Annotated in this window: 22 protein-coding genes; 20 read left to right on the forward strand and 2 right to left on the reverse strand. The window is 58.9% G+C overall.

Annotation, left to right across the window (positions count from 1 at the left end):
* Positions 1–176: 176 nt before the first annotated feature.
* Together EGT36_RS08650 and EGT36_RS08655 are read right to left on the reverse strand one after the other, a co-directional pair.
* A complete protein-coding gene (locus tag EGT36_RS08650; protein ID WP_125270260.1) occupies positions 177–995 on the reverse strand; it encodes a hypothetical protein in 819 nt (272 codons plus the stop codon).
* A 38-nt stretch (positions 996–1,033) separates the two neighbouring features.
* Entirely contained in the window at positions 1,034–1,750 is a 717-nt protein-coding gene (locus EGT36_RS08655; protein WP_125270261.1) for a LexA family protein, read from the reverse strand.
* Positions 1,751–1,797: 47 nt separating this feature from the next.
* On the opposite strand from EGT36_RS08655, the gene EGT36_RS08660 reads away from it, so the two are divergent.
* The 20 genes from EGT36_RS08660 (at position 1,798) to EGT36_RS08750 (ending at position 17,032) form a co-directional block, all read left to right on the forward strand.
* Positions 1,798–2,037, forward strand: a complete 240-nt coding sequence (locus EGT36_RS08660; protein ID WP_125270262.1) for a hypothetical protein — start codon at positions 1,798–1,800, stop codon at positions 2,035–2,037.
* 209 nt (positions 2,038–2,246) lie between these two features.
* Positions 2,247–2,744: a hypothetical protein gene (locus EGT36_RS08665; protein WP_078053412.1), complete on the forward strand. Its 498-nt coding sequence runs from the start codon at positions 2,247–2,249 to the stop codon at positions 2,742–2,744.
* The gene (locus EGT36_RS08670; RefSeq protein WP_125270263.1) at positions 2,741–2,992 is read left to right on the forward strand and encodes a hypothetical protein; all 252 of its coding nucleotides are present in this window, start codon (positions 2,741–2,743) and stop codon (positions 2,990–2,992) included. Before EGT36_RS08665 ends, EGT36_RS08670 begins: the two co-directional genes overlap by 4 nt.
* Complete coding sequence (locus EGT36_RS08675) at positions 2,992–3,753, forward strand: hypothetical protein (RefSeq protein ID WP_125270264.1); 762 nt, start codon at positions 2,992–2,994, stop codon at positions 3,751–3,753. Before EGT36_RS08670 ends, EGT36_RS08675 begins: the two co-directional genes overlap by 1 nt.
* Positions 3,753–5,138, forward strand: coding sequence for an SAM-dependent methyltransferase (locus EGT36_RS08680; protein ID WP_172965630.1), 1,386 nt, complete (start codon positions 3,753–3,755; stop codon positions 5,136–5,138). The genes EGT36_RS08675 and EGT36_RS08680 overlap by 1 nt, the downstream gene beginning before the upstream one ends.
* On the forward strand, positions 5,135–5,293 hold the full coding sequence (locus EGT36_RS30450; protein ID WP_172965631.1) for a hypothetical protein: 159 nt from the start codon (positions 5,135–5,137) through the stop codon (positions 5,291–5,293). Before EGT36_RS08680 ends, EGT36_RS30450 begins: the two co-directional genes overlap by 4 nt.
* A 186-nt stretch (positions 5,294–5,479) precedes the next feature.
* Complete coding sequence (locus EGT36_RS08685; protein ID WP_172965632.1) at positions 5,480–5,848, forward strand: hypothetical protein; 369 nt, start codon at positions 5,480–5,482, stop codon at positions 5,846–5,848.
* Positions 5,845–6,486 carry a hypothetical protein gene (locus EGT36_RS08690; protein ID WP_286083786.1) on the forward strand — a complete coding sequence of 214 codons (642 nt, stop codon included), beginning with the start codon at positions 5,845–5,847 and terminating at the stop codon, positions 6,484–6,486. The genes EGT36_RS08685 and EGT36_RS08690 overlap by 4 nt, the downstream gene beginning before the upstream one ends.
* Positions 6,483–6,776 (forward strand): hypothetical protein, encoded by a 294-nt coding sequence (locus tag EGT36_RS08695; protein WP_125270266.1) that lies wholly within the window; start codon positions 6,483–6,485, stop codon positions 6,774–6,776. The genes EGT36_RS08690 and EGT36_RS08695 overlap by 4 nt, the downstream gene beginning before the upstream one ends.
* On the forward strand, positions 6,776–8,044 hold the full coding sequence (locus EGT36_RS08700; protein ID WP_125270267.1) for a helix-turn-helix domain-containing protein: 1,269 nt from the start codon (positions 6,776–6,778) through the stop codon (positions 8,042–8,044). Before EGT36_RS08695 ends, EGT36_RS08700 begins: the two co-directional genes overlap by 1 nt.
* Positions 7,986–8,720: a transcription termination/antitermination protein NusG gene (gene nusG, locus EGT36_RS08705; protein WP_286084057.1), complete on the forward strand. Its 735-nt coding sequence runs from the start codon at positions 7,986–7,988 to the stop codon at positions 8,718–8,720. The genes EGT36_RS08700 and nusG overlap by 59 nt, the downstream gene beginning before the upstream one ends.
* A 245-nt stretch (positions 8,721–8,965) precedes the next feature.
* Complete coding sequence (locus EGT36_RS08710) at positions 8,966–9,535, forward strand: hypothetical protein (RefSeq protein ID WP_125270268.1); 570 nt, start codon at positions 8,966–8,968, stop codon at positions 9,533–9,535.
* Between the two features lie 161 nt (positions 9,536–9,696).
* Positions 9,697–10,431, forward strand: coding sequence for a MerR family transcriptional regulator (locus EGT36_RS08715; protein WP_172965633.1), 735 nt, complete (start codon positions 9,697–9,699; stop codon positions 10,429–10,431).
* Complete coding sequence (locus tag EGT36_RS08720; protein WP_125270270.1) at positions 10,346–12,127, forward strand: phage terminase large subunit family protein; 1,782 nt, start codon at positions 10,346–10,348, stop codon at positions 12,125–12,127. Before EGT36_RS08715 ends, EGT36_RS08720 begins: the two co-directional genes overlap by 86 nt.
* Positions 12,127–12,321 carry a phage head-tail joining protein gene (locus EGT36_RS08725; protein ID WP_112200667.1) on the forward strand — a complete coding sequence of 65 codons (195 nt, stop codon included), beginning with the start codon at positions 12,127–12,129 and terminating at the stop codon, positions 12,319–12,321. Before EGT36_RS08720 ends, EGT36_RS08725 begins: the two co-directional genes overlap by 1 nt.
* Positions 12,321–13,862: a phage portal protein gene (locus EGT36_RS08730; protein WP_125270271.1), complete on the forward strand. Its 1,542-nt coding sequence runs from the start codon at positions 12,321–12,323 to the stop codon at positions 13,860–13,862. The genes EGT36_RS08725 and EGT36_RS08730 overlap by 1 nt, the downstream gene beginning before the upstream one ends.
* Positions 13,849–14,499 (forward strand): hypothetical protein, encoded by a 651-nt coding sequence (locus EGT36_RS08735; protein ID WP_112154917.1) that lies wholly within the window; start codon positions 13,849–13,851, stop codon positions 14,497–14,499. Before EGT36_RS08730 ends, EGT36_RS08735 begins: the two co-directional genes overlap by 14 nt.
* A 98-nt stretch (positions 14,500–14,597) precedes the next feature.
* Positions 14,598–16,253, forward strand: coding sequence for a phage major capsid protein (locus EGT36_RS08740; protein WP_125270272.1), 1,656 nt, complete (start codon positions 14,598–14,600; stop codon positions 16,251–16,253).
* Positions 16,254–16,329: 76 nt separating this feature from the next.
* Positions 16,330–16,653, forward strand: coding sequence for a DUF2190 family protein (locus EGT36_RS08745; RefSeq protein WP_080841902.1), 324 nt, complete (start codon positions 16,330–16,332; stop codon positions 16,651–16,653).
* Between the two features lies 1 nt (position 16,654).
* Positions 16,655–17,032, forward strand: a complete 378-nt coding sequence (locus tag EGT36_RS08750; RefSeq protein WP_125270273.1) for a hypothetical protein — start codon at positions 16,655–16,657, stop codon at positions 17,030–17,032.
* The last annotated feature ends 6 nt before the right edge of the window (positions 17,033–17,038 follow it).

The following is a 17,038-nucleotide window of genomic DNA, read 5'->3' on the forward strand; positions in this document are numbered from 1 at the left end:
CATTTCCCGTGCCGCCATGAGGGGATCGGCTTGGGATGGAGGAAAGTTATTCGGGATAAATCCCTAAGTCAAGGGACGCATCCCTAATAAAATGTCTCAGTTAGGGATTTGTCCCCAATTGGAGAGAAAAGAAAAGCCGCACTTGGTGCGGCTCTATGAAATCTTCCACGTAGAATTTATTTTTTCTGCCACACTTGGTCGAACCCTAAGCTTGTGAAGGCTAGAGGCTCACGTAGCGCCGCAAAGCAACTCTTTTCGTAGAATAAACGAATGGCGTCGTTTTTCTCACCGTCAAGCATATTTCCTTCCACCGTTGCTAGTTCGGCGGCATCGATCCCTTGCGGCTTTAGCGCCTCAGGTTTGATTTCGTAATCCTTACATTTATCCTGCGCGGCCAAGGCCATTCCTTTGAATTTCACGAACCGGCCTGCGGGCGTCAGTAGATCATCTTCCGCATCGCTGGACGGCTTGTCGGCCTTGCTCGTTGCCGCTGCCTGCTGCTTAAGGCATTTTACAAGCGTGGCTCCGACCTTGGAACTCCCTGCGGCGCGGAGTAGGAATGGTCGGTCACTTATGCCATCTCTCACAGCAACCTGTGTTTTTGCCTTCACAAAAGCTTCCGCTAACGCCATTGCGTTTGCATGTGTCAATTGCACCTGCGCAACAGCAAGATTGTCGCCAACGGAGCCGGTTTCACCGGATTGCTCAATCAGCCTTTTTCCGTCCACTGCAAATTCCATCAGCGGTCTTCTTCCAGCAAGAACATCAGAGTAGCTGAAACCGGGAATCGTTCGAACCATCATCCCGCTTTGCGCGGTGTCGCACGCAATCAAAACGCCCGATCGAACGGAAGATGCATAATTTGCCGTTACCTTGGTTCCACCTGAAAAGGGGTCATTTTCTGTTTTCGCGCTCCATGAATTGAAGCCTGCATGCGCTGGTGCCGTCCAAGCCAGCGCCGATAAAAGAACGGACCCCGCAAACTTTGAAAACATTCAATTCCCCTTTGATGCCGTCCCGGTACTTCGAATGATTAGAGCGCCGTCCTTCGGTAGCTGCCCGTCACTACCCCGCAGACGACTATCTCTGTTGAGTCGTCCCCTTCTAGTCGTAAAGGCTGGTGTTTCGGGTTGCTACTTCTTGGGGACAGGATCATTTCGCCCTCGCTGGTCAATTCAATGACCTTAAGTGTGGCTTCGACAAGATGACCGCTCCGGCGCTCGACATGTACCGTCAGTCCAGCTCTTACTGACAGGCCACTATCTGCGAAATCGACCACGGATACATAGCTGCCGTCTGGGTACTCCAAATCCATCGAATCACCTTTCACGCGCAAGCCATACTGTTTCGCCCTAGGGAACCGGGGGTCGCGCGCAACCGGTATGATCTCTCTATGCTCAGGATCATCGTCAATAATCGACATATCCAACCATGTGCCCGCCTGAATGTCGCACCTGACGAGAAGCCCTTCAATTTTTATCTCTTCCACGCCGTTGCTGTGTTGTGGTGTGGCGTCAGCTAGAAACCAATCGACGGTAGTATTAAGGGCTGCTGCAAGCTTCTCCAGCTTCTCAATGGTCGGATTTCGGGATTTGCCGCGTAAAATGTCCCGAACAAAACTCGGACCTAAGCCCGCCTTGTTGGCGGTCTCGTATGCATTCATTCCAAGGATATCCATTCGGATTCTAAGGCGTTTTTGCAGCGACGTTTCCATAGCCTCTTCTCGCATGCTGTGCGTTGTTACGTCCATCGGGAAGCATCCCTTGACAATTCGGGACAAATCCCGAATATGACGGCATGCAAAATCGTTACATCATCACAGAAAACGACATTCGGAATTGCTTGATCGAACGCGCCAGCGCTTACGCCAAGGCCGCTAAGACGAGTTTTTCTGCAATAGGCGTGGCTGCGGTCGGCGATAGCAAGTTCCTTTCGCGCGTCCAATCCGGGTTGAGTTTCAACATTCGCACTTATCAAAAAGTGATGGATTGGCTTGATGCTGCCGAGCGCTCGGCCTTTCGCGAGGCCGCAGAATGAACGGCCTCGTTTCCTTTTCGCGCGGCCAATCCTCCCGGCCTGCTGCGACCCGCGCCGGTGCGCTTTCCTTCTTCTCGCCCGGCGCGGGCAACTCTCGTTTTGCATGTGGGCCTCCGTAACTTCCTGACGCCCTGAAACTCTCATCTCCAATCAATTCCCACCACGGGAAAAACGCCGGGATTTTCCCGGCGCGGGAAAGGTATTGTCTCATGATTTCAAACGCATGGTTTCACCGCATCAAAGCCGCGCAACGTGACCTTATCCGCCTCGTGGGCGGCATCGAGCGTGCGGCGGAGATTTCCTCTATTTCGAAAAGCCACATCGGGCGCATGAACAACGCGACCGACCCGGAATTGATGCCGCTGCATGCCGTCTACGCGCTTGAAAGCGAATGCGGCGTGCCGGTTGTCACCTCTGCGATGGCCGAACTTAACGGGCGGCGGCTGGCCGACCCGGAAAATGAGCGCGCCGCCGAACAGTGCGTCGTCGTCACCTATTCCGAAATGGTCCGCAAGGCTGGCGATCTGATTTCCGGCGGCGCGGTTGCGATTGCCGACATGGTGGTGACGCCAGCGGAAGCGACCAAAATGGACCGTGACGCGGCGGAACTGGAAGCCGGTCTGGCAGCGTTTCGCAAGGCGCTCGCCAGTGTAAAAGCCAAGGGCGGTCACAAGGTCGGGCTTAGCGTCGTCGGGGGTGCGGAATGAAGCGCCAGACCGATCCGGCTATCACCGAACTGATGAAGCGCCCCTTGTCCGAACGTGCAAGGGGCTTTTTGCGGCATGTGAAATGCGAGGGCGGCAAGTTGGATTTGTCCGCCCTTGGCCTCGCTTACCATATCGTCGCCGAAGAATGCCGCAGCTGCGGCTATCTTCACATTACCGCCGATGGAGAGACTGCGAAGCTTACCGGCTTGGGGCAGGCGTACCTTGATCGTTTGATGAGGGCGCACTGATGGCCGATCTCATCACCATAAACGCCAGCGCCGAAGCGCTGCCATCCATGATCAAAGCTGCCGCCTTTCGTCTTGCCTCTGCTGCAAACCCCGCTGTTATCCTCGTAGCGAAACAGGAGGCTGGTCTTGTTTTTGATGCCGCCCGGCGGGTGGCGCGTGTTGCAGCGGCGAATAAGGCCCACGCTCATATCGTTTTCATCGCCCGCAAAGCGCAGACGGACGCTTTGGAAATCGAGGTTCTTGCGGACCGCAAGTTAGCCGATGAAGTAGACGCGGCGCAAACTCGCGGTGATCTCTCCAAGGGCGGGCGTCCTAGCAAGGGCCGGAACGAAGAGCTTACCGTTCGTGATTTTGGCCTCTCAAGGAAACAGTTGTTCGAGGCGCGAAACTTGCGTGACGCGATCACTAAGCAACCTGCTGCGCTTCGTTCTATTCTTGAAGAAATTCTTGCTAGCGGAAAGGAGCCAACACGCTCGTTCCTGCGCCGGGAATTGATGTCGGTTCGGTCTGGTATTCGTCGCGCGCACTCGTCCGAGAAGCCGGAAAAGGCCCGCATTGAGGTGTTGTCGGCGAAAAACTTGGGCAGGGTTGCGTTTCACGAACTCCACGCTCTCCGCCAGCGGCTCGAAGTTGAAGCGCGCTTTCTCGCCCTCATCGAAAACCACGTTGCGAATGTCGATCCGTTGTCACGGATTGAGGATGTCCTGTCGGACACCGTGCTTGATGATTTGTTCCACCGTGCAGGCGAGGGGTCGAACTGATGGCCCCTTACAAGCAAGTCAAGCTTCCGAAGCCCGGCCCGAGCGCCCTTGTCGTCATCACCGCCGCCGTCCGCGACGGAGCGGTGACGGTCGAATCGCAACAGCAGGGCGTTGCGGCAAACAAGTCTGTCAGCAACGGCTATCTGACGCGGGATAAGAAGGACGGAAAAACCTATTATCCCACCGACCGCGCCCGTGAAATGCTGGCAATGCTCGAAGGCATTGCGGAGCCGGGCGACATGCCGGAACGCGAAACAGAAAGTGCCGTGGTGCCGGTTGCCGATGCGTCGGGGCTGGTTGCCACGGTGGAACGGGCGCGGGCGCTTCTGGACGATGGCGACATCATCAATGCCCGCATCGTCGCGTCGGTCGCCTATAATCAGGCCAAGACTGCCGCACAGTTTGCGGAACAGATCGGCGCAACGGAAAAGCTGATCGCCAAGGCTCGGCGCATGCAGGCCGACGCCCTCTTGATCGAAGCCCGCGCGAAAATCCTGATCGCCGACAAATGGGACGAAGCGCAGGCGGCGGGCGAAGCCGCCACGCGAGGCAGGCCGAAAAACCTTCCCGATGGAAAGGTTTTTTCTGTCGATGATGCCGGACTGTCTTACAAAGAAATTCACGAAGCCCGCAAGCTCGCGGCGGCGGAGCATCGCGAACCCGGCATTGTCGAACGGGCTATTCAGGCGCGGCTTGCTGCCGGGCTGGAACCGACGAAGGCCAATCTTCGCGCGGCGGTCGGCACGGCCAGCGCCACAAAGGAAGAGCGCGGGGCTAACCTCTACGAGACGCCACCGGAAGCGATGTTTACGCTGCTGGCGCTGGAGGAATTCACCGCGTGCGTTCTTGAACCCGCCTGCGGGCGCGGTGCAATCTCGCGGATGCTGGAAGCGTTTCACTACGGCGTAGTGCTGGCCGATATCAACGACTACGGCACGGCGGACAGCAACGGCGAATTGCAGGCGGTGCAGGACTTCTTGACCTCGCAGCCGCCGGAAGCCGGCTCATACGATATCGTCACCAATCCGCCTTACGGCGATATACTCAATGCCTTCGTGGCCTACGCCCTGCGCGTCTACAAGCCGCGCAAAATGGCGCTTTTGCTCAATCTGAATTTCCTTTGCGGGTTCGCGGACGATGACCGCAATTTCGTCATGGATGATTGCCCGCCCGCTCGCGTCTACGTCTTCAAGCGCCGTCTCCCGATGATGCACCGCGACGGATGGGACGGAAACAAGGCCAGCAGCCGCATGAACACGGCGTGGTTCGTTTGGGAACGTGACGAGGCTGGAAACTACGGCAGCGCCACGGTTGTTCGCCGGGTGGACTGGAAGGATTTCCAGCCGCAGGAAGTTGCCGAGATGGCGGAAAGCGAGGCGGCATGATGACCGTCACTTTCTTCATCGTCGGTCTGCTGACCTGCCTTTGCGCGGGCGTCCGATTCAACGAATGCCGCCTTGATTTGGTCAGTGGGTCGATCTGCTTCGCCGTTGGCGCTCTCGGTGCCAGTATGATGTATCTGGCGATGATGGCGGGCTGAACGATGAATAAGATTGTCGATCCCGCCCGCGCTCGCGAGCTTAAAGCCGTTGACCGCTTACGCTACCTTTCGGCGCGCATTGAAGGCGACGTTTGGGCATTCGAGCCGCGCGGAAACAACATCGCCGTCATCGCTCGCCGCTCAACGGGTGACGAGGCGCTTATCTGCACGCTTCATGCCGACGCCTTGCCGGACGAACGCGACCTGATTTGCGGGGCGGCGGAAAACCTCGCCTTTCTTTTGGGCCTTATCAGTCGGGCATCTGATGCCGTTCGGAACCTGAAAAAGCAGGTAGAGGCGCAGCAAACCGCCGCCGTGCGGAAAAAGTACGCGGCGCAGGCCGCAATGCTGCTTTCCGACCGCACCTTCCAGCGTTTCCTTGAAATCAAGGGCGCGGGCGGGCCGGTGCGCGACAAGGCGCAGGCCGACACGCGTTTGAAAAGCATCCTCGCCATTTCCAGCAAAAAAGAAATCGACAACGACCCGCGCGCGCAAGCCGCCTTCCTGCATTTTCGGAAGGACTTCGAAGCGTGGAAGAGAGGGGGTTCCCGGTGAGCGACCGCATCTTTCCAGAAGTTTCCATCCCCTACGGCGACAAGTCCACGAAGGCCATGCAGATCACGTGCGCCTGCTGCGGTGCTGTCGCCTATTTCCCGCATCAAACCGGGGTCAATCGCAAGCCGCCAATCGCGGCAACACAACATTTCCAGAACAAGGGATGGGTGGTCGGCAGCAATCCGCGCAAGGATTTCTGCCCGGTCCACGCCGCCCCGGCCAAGCGTAAAGGACAAAAAGCCATGGTGGACACGGTAGCGACGATTGCAGACAAGCCCCGTGAAATGAGCCGCGAGGACCGGCGCATTATCAACGACAAGCTGGATGAGGTTTACGCCAAGGACGCCTACAAATCCCCCTGGACGGATTCTGCCGTGGCGAAGGATTTGGGCGTGCCGCGTGATTGGGTGGCGCAAGTCCGCGACCAGTTCTTCGGCCCGGCAGGCTCAAACCCGCTTTATGACGAGTTCCTGAAAGAGACAAAGTTGGTGGAAGGCGCGTTCCTCGCCTGCGAGGAAGCGACCGCGCGCGCCGAAAAGGCCGCTGCTGACCAGCGCCGGGCGCATGGTGATCTTTGCAAGGCGATGGACAGCTACCGCGCTCTGGCGCGCAAGGTAGAGCGGGAAATCAGCCGATGACCGATCTTATGCCCATCGTTGAAATTCTGGCGGACTGCCAGACGGACGCGGCGCGCGCGGACTGGCTTTTGCGCGCGCCTCAGGGCGTCATCTATCGCGACCACACCACAATCCGCCGTGTTTTGCAGGAAGCGCATTTTACGCTGGGCGTGGATGCGCTGGACGTGGAATTTGCAGCCATCAACACCACGCGCCTGCCGGACGGCGGACTGCCCCACACGGTCGTTCTCGGCGTCCATGCCGTACGCTCTTTCCTGCGCGACGTGGTGCGGAAAGGCGGTGCACAGTGATGGAACCGGATCACGGCGCAATGTCGCGCGCATGGTCTTGGCGTCACGCGGTCGGTAAATCCGGCCTGCCGCCTATCACGCGCCTTGTGCTGCATACGCTTGGCCTGAAAATGGATGCGACCGGCGGTTCCTGCTATCCGCCGATTTCGGAACTGGTGGACCTGACGGGCCTCGATAAGAAAACCGTCCTGAAACACCTCGAAATCGCCGAAGAGAGCGGTTGGATTGTCGTCACGCAACACGGTTTTCGCGGGCAGAAATGGAAGCGGAACGAATATGTTGCGCGGTGGCCGGGACGCGACCTTTCCGGCAATGCAGCCAACAACGAGGACAACGAAGGCGGTGGAAATCCTCCACCACGTTCAGATGATGCCCGCGCCTCCCAAGGTGGTGGAACAGTTCCACCGCGTTCCGTCGCCAAGGTGGTGGAAATCGTTCCCGAAGGTGGTGGAAATGAGGACCGGAAGGTGGTGGAGGAGTTCCACCAAGATAAGAATCTTCCAACTAACATTCCAGAAAACTCTCCAGCCGCTGGCGCGGAAGAGGGAGTTTTGAAAAAGGTTGATCGAAAAAAGATAGAGCATGCTTTCACGCTGTGGTTCGCGACGTGGAAAAAGGGCGATATCGAATATGCCCGCAACGCGTGGTTCGCTCTTTCCCCGGAAGATCGGACCGAATGCGTGGAGCGGACGCCTGCCTATCTCCGTTGGGCCAAGCCTGCCGACCTGATGGCCGCAGCGGTCTATCTCAAAAACCGTCACTGGCGCGACCTGCCGGAGCATGTTCTTGCTGAGCCGATCAACGCCCATGGCATTGCCAAGGTCTGCGGCAAGCTCTGGATGGGAACGCGCTTTGAGGCGTTGTCGAAAGAGCCGACCGGCCTGCTGTATGTGACCAGCTTTGACGAAACCCGTATCGCCAAGGGCATGATTTCCCGCGAACAGCTTATGTTCGAAAAGCGCCGTGACAATGGCTGGCCACTCGTCAACACCATGCGCGACCTTGCCCGTCGCCGCGAGCCTTTCAACACTTCGCTCTCGCTTCTCCCCTTGGTGCAGGACTTCCGGCAGGTGCACCGCGACACCGATCTGTTCGCGGCTTGGAAGCACCTGCATGAACGCAACGGCTGGCCCTTTATCGAGCATCCGCCCGAATGGGTTTACTTCCCCCCGGTCGATGACGGGGCTGACGATCTCGAAGCGGCAGTTGATGCCGCGCTTTTCAAATTTATTTCCACCATCAGCGAGGGACGCACCAATGATGCATAACGTGAAGATTTATGCCGCCAGCAAACCGGTCAACCCGGAGCTTTATGACCTGACGCGCTTTGCGTCTCTGTTCGACCAGATGCGGAACACGAAGCGACTCAATGTCACCATGCTTTCCATGGCGGCGGAGAATCAGCCGGGGAAACACGAATGGTTCGTGGTGGAGACGAAGCATAAGGCGGAAAAAGCTGTTGAAGACGCCCTTCGGAAAGCTGGCGTGAAAGTTTTTCTCCCGCTTGAAACCATCGGTGAAACGGTCGTTCGCGGTCGAATTATCCCTGCTGTTTCGCGTCCTCTTCTGCCGGGTTATGTGCTGGTCAACATCGTCTATTCTCCCGCCGCAGTCTGCGGTATTGCCCGGCTGGAGGGTGTCGCGGGCTTCGTTGGCGGGATGGTTCACCCTCATCGTGTATCAGACGAGGAAATGAATCGTTTCAAGGCTTTCGGCGATGACGAGACTGCGCCGGACGTAAAGCACTGCGAACAGTTCAAGCGCGGCGATAAGGTTCGTTTCGTGCTTGGCCCCTTCGCCAGTTTCGGCGGCACCATCCTGAAACTGCGCAAGGATCGGACCGTTGACGGCGAGCGCGTTGCTACCGGCGCTGTGGTGGCGGTGGACGTGTTCGGCAAGGTTTCGACCATCGAAGCCCCTCTTGCATTGCTCGAACAGTTGTGACTATGCATAGCGCAGGATGATCTGCTGATCCTGTGCAGGCGCGCCGGTTTCGACCGGCGAGTGGGGTTCCAAAAACATCCACGCTGGTAAGCCGGGGCGGACCCTGCCTTGACCCTCTCGCCAGAGAGACCGATTCAAGGCCAGTGCGACAGCTATATCATCGGCGGACTTGAGCAAAGGCGACCCTAACCCGGTCGCCTTTTTCGTTTGCGTAGGGTGTAGCCAACTTCCGGGGAAATCTGACGATGGCTGTTCTGTCCATGAAATGGGCCGACCGCAATCTTGCGGAGTACGGCGACCGGATAGCGGAATTGAAACGGCGCTTCCCGACCGTTCTACCCCGCATCGTCAATCAGGTCGGCAACAGGACGAAAACCGTTGTCATCCGCGAATTGACGAAACAGACGGGCTTGCCGCGTGCCACCGTCGTTAAGGCCATCGGCAATCCGGCAACCGCAAAGCCGGGCCGGTACGTCTATGACATGACCACCCGGGGCGGCAACATTCGCCTCAAATATCTGCGCCCGAAGGAAACCGAAGCCGGTGTCGTGGCGCGACCATTCGGAAAGCCGACGCTCTATCCCGGCGCGTTCCTGCGGGGTGGACAGTTCCCCGACCGTAAGCCGGTGGCGCAGTTCAATGGCCATGCCTATTACCGGCTCAACCGCTCCGGCACGAAGATTACCTTCGCCCGCTCGGGGGTCTTCATCCCGAAGGAAATGACCAGCGGCGCAACAGCCGAAGCATTCCAGCGCATAGCAGCGCCCTTGCTGAAAGAGCGCGTCGAAGCCGCCCTTGCCAAGCTGGTCCCCTGACCGGCCACCCCGACCCCCGGTCGCGACCCGCCCCATGCCCCCCCTCGGTCGGGTCCTCCCCCAAAAGAGGCCAAGTAGCGGGTGTGGGCGACTGCGGGATTTCGCTCTGTGAAGAAAATTATAGGGGGGTTCCACCGCCCTTTCGATGGAATCGGAATCAGATGGCAAAGAGCTATCCTGACGAGTTGCGTGAACAGGTCGTGGCCTTCATGGATGAGGGCCACACGGTTCGGGAGGCGGCGGCAAAGTTCAACGTCAGCCCGAGTTTCGCGGCCAAATCGCACAAGAAACATGCGGAAGCTGGCGAAAGCCTCCCGTTGCTCACCGAAACGGCACCTGCCGAACCCGAAAAGCCTTCGCTCGATATCGAAATCACCGCGTCCGAACTGGCGGAACTGCTGAAGGTTTCGAAGCGGGCGGTCTCGGATTTCGTGGAACGTGGAATCGTGGTGAAGACAGAACGGAATCGCTTCGATCTTCGCCAGTCCATCCAGCTTTACTGTGAGCATTTGCGTGGTGTTGCCGCCGGTCGCGGCGGTGATGGCGCAGATGTTCTGACCGCCGAACGCGCCCGACTGGCGCGCGAACAGGCCGACCAGACCGCCATGAAAAACGCGGCCATGCGCGGCGAACTGGTTTCGAAAACGGACGTGCGGAACGAATGGGTTTCGATAGGCCGCCGCATCCGCAACGCGGTTCTGTCGGTGCCTTCGCGCTGTCGGCAGATGCTGCCGCACCTCACGACTTACGATGTTGACCTGATCGGCCAAGAAATCCGGTCGGCGCTTTCCGAACTTGGTGACGAGGACGATGACAACGGCGCTGGCGACATTGCGGCAAGCGGTATGGGACAGCCTGTTGCCGCCGCCGAAACTCCGGTTGTCGGAATGGATTGAACAAACCGTCCATCTGCCGGAAGGCGTTTCGTCGCTGACGGGCAAGGTTCGTCTCTGGCCTCCGCAGCGCGAAATTGCCGATGCGATTGGTGATGGCGCTATCGAGCGTGTCACGCTGGTCAAGCCGGTCCGCGTCGGGTTCACGACGCTGTTGACCAGCGCCATGGCAAGTTTCTGTTCAAACGACCCATCGCCGATTCTTTCGCTTCTGCCGACGGAAGCCGACTGCCGCGACTATATGGTTTCGGACGTTGAACCGATTTTCGACGCCTCGCCAGCGCTTCGCGGCCTTTTGACCGGCGATACCAGCGAAGGCGGACGCAACACCCTTCTTGCCCGCCGCTTTCCCGGCGGCTTCCTGAAAGTCATTGCCGCCAAGGCACCGCGCAACCTGCGCCGTCACAATGTTCGTATCCTCTTCATTGACGAGGCGGACGGCATGGACGCGACGAAGGAAGGTTCGCCGATCCTGCTTGCGGAACGCCGCACGCTGTCCTTTGCCGACCGCAAGATTGTGATGGGTTCAACGCCGGTCTACGAGGCGACCAGTCATGTCTTGCGAGCCTACGAGCAATCGGACAAGCGGATTTTTGAGGTGCCGTGCTTCAAGTGCGGTTCGTTCCACGAAATCGGATGGGAGCATATCCGCTGGCCCGAAGGTCAGCCCGAAAAGGCGGTATATGTTTGCCCCTCTTGCGACCACGAGATTGAAGAACGGCACAAGCCGGGAATGGTTGGCGATGGTGCATGGCGCGCATTGCGCCCGGAAATCAAGGACCATGCCGGTTTCCGCATGAACGCCCTGATTTCGCTTCTGCCAAACGCCTCCTGGGGGCGGTTGGCGAAAGAGTTTGTCGCCGTCAAAAACGACCCTTCGACGCTGCAAACCTTCGTCAACACCATCCTTGCCCAAGGGTGGAAAGAGGACGGCGACGAACTGGACGATATCGAGCTTGCAGGCCGCGCCGAAGATTTCGGGCTGGAAAACATCCCGGTCCAAGTGCTGATTATCACGGTCGGCGTGGACGTGCAGGATGATCGTCTGGAAGCAACCTTCGTCGGCTGGGACAAAGAGGGTATCCCCTATGTTCTCGGCCATACGGTTGTGTGGGGTCGCTATGATGACCATACCACATGGGCGGAACTGGACGTTGCCCTGACGACGCAATGGGACCATCCGCTTGGCGGCAAGATCAAGGTCGATGCCGTTTGCGTCGATAGCTCGGACGGCGAGACGATGGAAACGGTCTATCGCTTCGCGTTCCCGCGCTTCAATCGCCGGGTTCTGGCAATCAAGGGTGCTGCGGGCAACCGGCCATGGATTGAGCGCTCCAAAACGAACGTGAAGGGCGGACGCCTTTTCATCGTCGGCGTGGACGGCATCAAGAGCCACATTTTCGGCAGGCTGGCCCGGCCCAAGTCCATCCGGTTTTCGAAGGACCTGCCGGATGTCTGGTACGAACAGCTTGCGGGCGAAAAGATGGAAGTCCGCTATTTGCGCGGCCAGCCAAGCAGACAGTTCGTTCCGATACCGGGCCGACGCCATGAGGCGCTTGACTGCACGGTTTATGCCTTCGCCGCCCGCCAGATGGTCAATGCCAATTGGGCGCACCGGGAGGGCGAGCTTTCGACACCGCCGGAACCGGCGGTCGCAACCTACACACAAGAAATCGCGAAACCGGAGTGGCTTGCATAATGGCGACTACAGACGATCAAATTGCTGCGCTTGAAGATGCAATCGCAATGGGCGCGCGAAAGGTGATATTCCACTCTGGCGGCACGCGCCGCGAGGTGGAATATCACTCTCTCAAAGACATGAGGGAGGCACTTGCCGCCCTGAAATCCACTCGGTCGGGCGGCTCCCGGACCATTTACGCGGCGCTCGACTGATGAGCCTCGCTAACGTTCTCGACCGGACTATTGGTTATTTCTCGCCCGAAGCTGGCCTTCGGCGTGCGAAAAGCCGCTTCGCGATGAATGCTCTTCGCGATTACACTGGCGCAGAAACCAGCCGCCTGAAATCCGGCAGGCGCGCACCATCAACATCGGCGGACGCTGAAATTGCGCGCGCCGGTCGGACCCTGCGCAACCGCATGCGCGATCTCGCCCGCAACAACCCTTATGCTGCGAAGGCGATCCACGAACTTGTTACCCACGCCATCGGCGACGGCATTATTCCGCGCTCGAAAAACAAAAAGCTCAACAAGCTTTTTGCGGAGTGGAGCAAAGTTTGCGATGCGGACGGCGATCTTGATTTCAACGGTATTGTCAACCTGACGGCCCGCGAAATGTTCGAAAGCGGGAACGGCCTTGTTCGCCGCCGCCGTCGCAGGCTAGAAGACGGTCTGCCCGTCCCGTTGCAATTGCAGGTGCTGGAACCGGACCTGATCGACACTACCAAAGAAGGCGTTCTTTCCGATGGTGGCAAGATCATCCAAGGCATCGAATTTGATGCCATCGGCAGGAAGCGTGCTTACTGGATGTTCGGTTCGCATCCGGGCAATAGCTTCTTCGACCCGAAGTCCACGATTGTTTCGAAGCCGGTTCCTGCGTCCGACATTGCCCACGCTTTCGAAAAGCAGCGGACGCAGGTAATGGGCGCGCCGTGGGGTACGCCAGCGATGGCCGACACCTACGATCTGGCGTCTTACGAGCAAGCGGAATTGACGCGCAAGCGGCTGGAAGCCTGCCTTGTTGGCGTGATGACCGGCGGCGATGAAGGCGACCAGCTTGGCATGCCCATGGCGGATAACAGTCCAGCCAAGCCCGGCATCTATGATGTGAACGGCAGGCGCGTCGAAAAATTCGAACCCGGTATGTTCTACAATGCCGTTGGTGGCCGGGGCATGGAGTTTTCGCAACCGGCGGTGACGGACAGCTATGATCCTTACAAGGCGTCTATGCTGCACACCATCGCGGCGGGTTGGCGCGTCCCCTATGCCATCATGTCGGGCCGATTGGACAAGGTGAACTATTCTTCCAGCAAGATCGGGCTGGAAGGATTTCGCCGGACGATCTCCGCCGTTCAATGGCTCATCATCATTCCGATGCTGCTACAGCCTATCTGGGATTGGTTCTGCGAAGCCGCGTACTTCGCGGGAATCATCAGTTCGCCCAAGGTTCCCGTGGAATGGTCGCCGCCGCGCTTCTATTCAGCCGACCCGCTGAAAGACGTGAACGCTCGCATCAAGGAAGTGCGGTCGGGCTTCCGCTCTCTGTCCAGCGTCATCGCCGAGATGGGTGAAAACCCGGATGACGTTCTGGATGAAATCCAGTCCGACAACAGGAAAATCGACAAGCGCAAGCTTGTTCTTGATAGCGACCCCCGGCGGATGTCTCAGGCCGGACAGGCACAGCAGCGGGACGAAACAGACGACCCGCCCGACGACAAGTCGGAAGACGACAAGGACCCCGACGATGACGAAACTTGAACTGCGCAAAGCGCCCGCCTCCCTGCCGATGCAGGTTCGCGGGCAAGACCTGAATGTCAGTTCTATCGATGCGGAGGCCCGCACGGTGACGCTGGTGTTCACGACCGGCGCGGCAGTGCGCCGCCTGCGCTATACCGGATGGGATACGGCTGTCCCGTTCGATGAAATCCTTGTCGTCAGCGAACGGGCGCTGGACCTGACGCGCATGAATTTGGGTGCGCCCGTTCTCGACAGCCATTCCCGGTGGTCCACGTTCTCGCAGATCGCCGTTGTTGAACGGGCGTGGATCGAAAAGGGCGAAGGATGGGCGACCATCCGTTTCCCGAAGGCCGGAATTGATCTCGCCGCCGACCGCATGTTCGGGCTGGTCTCTGACAAGATCATCAAGAATGTGTCGGTTGGTTACTCCATCGACAAAATCCGGGTGGAGGAAGCGGCGAAGAAAGGCGAGGTCGAAAAGATTTTCGTGGAGCGCTGGACGCCAAACGAGATTTCATTTGTGACCGTTCCCGCCGATCCCGGCGCGCAGGTCCGATCCAGCGAAGCCACGTTCCCGCTCTCTATCCAGTCCGCGTCATGTCTCGATCTTCGGGCCGCACGCATGCGCATGGCCGAAGCCGAACGCCGCTTCGCCTGACACTCATTCCAATTTTTCCAGTTCGCCGCCTGACTTCCACCGGGGATGCAGGGCGACGGCGCTTGTCCTGCCCGGTAATACAAAAGGAACCGCACGCCATGAAAAAGGCTGCATATGTTTTCGCGACCGTCGCCGCAATCGCCTGCTTCGGTCTCGCCTTCACCATCCTTTCCGCCGACCCTTCCCACGCGGCCTCGCTGCTCGGTCACGATGCATTCGTGCAGACGCGCGGCATGCTGGATCATGTCTATCAGGCCACCCCGGCACTGCTCGCACTCCGGGCGAAGGCCACCGACCTGACGACGCGCGCGGAAAGCAAGCGTGCGGAACTGGTGGAGGGGCTGTCCGATGAAGCCGCCCGCGCCATCGAAAAGGATCATTCTGCGATCCTTACCGAACTGGATGGCGTTCGTGCCGAGATTACCGCACTTGAAAATGCGGAGCGTAATGCGCCGACGCCTGCCGACAACAACCCGCAGGCCATCGCGCAGAATGCCGTTCGTGCCGAACGCGAGCGTGTGACTGCTATCGAAGAACTGGCGGAGCGTGCCGGGCAAACGGGCTTTGGTCGTGACCATATCCGCTCCGGCACTTCTCTGGACACCTTCCGGGGCTTGCTTCTGGATCATATGGTGACCAATGAGCGCGCCACGCCGACCGACAGCCGCGTTCGCGTGCAGGTCGGCAATGACGAAGCCGATACCATCCGTTCGGCCCGTGTGGAAGCACTTGCATACGGTCTCGGCGCGCCGGTACCGCAGGCCGGTCCGTCTGCCGCCGCCCGCCAGTATATGGGTCAAGGTCTGGTCGATATCGCTGCCGATTGCGTGAACTTCCACGGTCGCCGCATGCTGAATGCCCGCGATATCGACAACATCTTCAGCCGGGCGGCGCATTCGACTTCTGATTTCCCGGTGATTTTTGAAGGCGCTGTCAATCGCACGCTGGAACAGCGCTACGCACTGGCGCAGCCGACCTTCAAGCGCTTCGCCCGCAAGAAGAACTTCCGCGACTTCCGCCCGGATACGATCGTCAAGACCGGCGATTTCCCGATGCTGGAAAAGATTCTGGAAAACGGCAAGATCAAGTTCGGTTCGTTCGGTGAAGGCAAGGAAGCCGTGCAGGCTTTCAGTTACGCCATCGCCCTGAATATCAGCCGCCAGATGCTCATCAATGACGATCTTGGCGCCATCGCCGAACTGCTGACGAGCTACGGCGCTTCGGTTGCCCTGTTCGAAGAAGTCACCTTCTACGGCGGTGCGTACAACGGCAAGCTCGCGGACGGCAAAACTGTCTTCCATGCTGACCATAAGAACCTTGCTGCTGCTGGTTCTGCGATTACTGTCGATAGCGTCGGCGAAGGCCGCAAGTCGATGGGTCGGCAAACCTCTCTGGATGGCAAGCCGTTGCTCGCAAACCCGGCGCGTATCATGCTGGTCGGCCCGAACCAGTTGACCGATGCGGAAAAGCTGCTGGCATCTATCACGCCCGCCACGGTTTCCACGGTCAATATTTTCTCCGGCAAGTTCGAACTGGTGGAAACGTCGCAGATCACGGACAATTCCTGGGACCTCTTCGCCGATCCTTCGACCGGCTCCAATTACCGTTGGGGTTACCTCGAAGGTTACGAGGCTCCGCGCGTTCGCATGGACGAACCCTTCGGTTCGCAGGGTTTCAGCATGTCGGTGGAGCACGACTTCGGTTGCGGCGCGACCGATTTCCGCTTCGGCTATCACAACCCCGGCCAAGCGTAAGCCGCCTGCCTGACTTCGTTGGGGGAGCCGCCCGGCTCTCCCTTTCTTCGTCACGTTGATCGCAAGGAAGATCACCATGAAAAACTATCGAGGCCCCGCCGATACGGTGGAAGTCACCGCGCCCGCCGATGTCAATTCTGGCGACGGCGTTCTTGTCGGCAAGCTGTTCGGTGTAGCGCAGTTTTCTGCCAAGGCTGGCCAGCGCGTCAATCTCGCCCGAGAAGGCGTCTTCACCCTGCCGAAAACGAATGCGCAGGCATGGACCGAAGGCGCACTTCTTTATTGGGATGGTGCCAAGCTGACCACCGCCGATAATGCTGGCGCGAATACCAAGGTCGGTTACGCCGCCGCCGTCGCTGCCAATCCGTCAGCGACCGGCGACCTCATCTTGCATCAGTAAGATGGTGGACTGGCGAAAACTGGAAGCTGCCGTTGACCGGAAGGTTGGCGGCGCTTTTGGCGAGACGGTCCGCCTGTCGTTCTTGGTGAACGGCAAGACGGACCCGGCCCGCCCGCAGATCGTCATCCGCTGCGAGGCATTGCACACGGAAGACGACACAACGCGACCGGCAGGCAATGCCGCTAGCGGTCCCCATCGTGTCCGCTTCGCTGCGGCGGATGCCGTCCTGTTCATTGACCGTTCGACCTACGAAGGCCCGGCGCTGAGAGCCGGAGACAAGGTGCGGGCCATGGATCGGGCAGGCGAACCGGTTTGGTTGGTCGATTTTGTCAGTGACCGTCACAGCAACCTTATCGCTGTTGCCCTGAAAGAACTTTAGGAGCCT

Source organism: Agrobacterium sp. FDAARGOS_525, assembly GCF_003938925.1.
Classification (GTDB): Bacteria; Pseudomonadota; Alphaproteobacteria; order Rhizobiales; family Rhizobiaceae; genus Agrobacterium; species Agrobacterium pusense.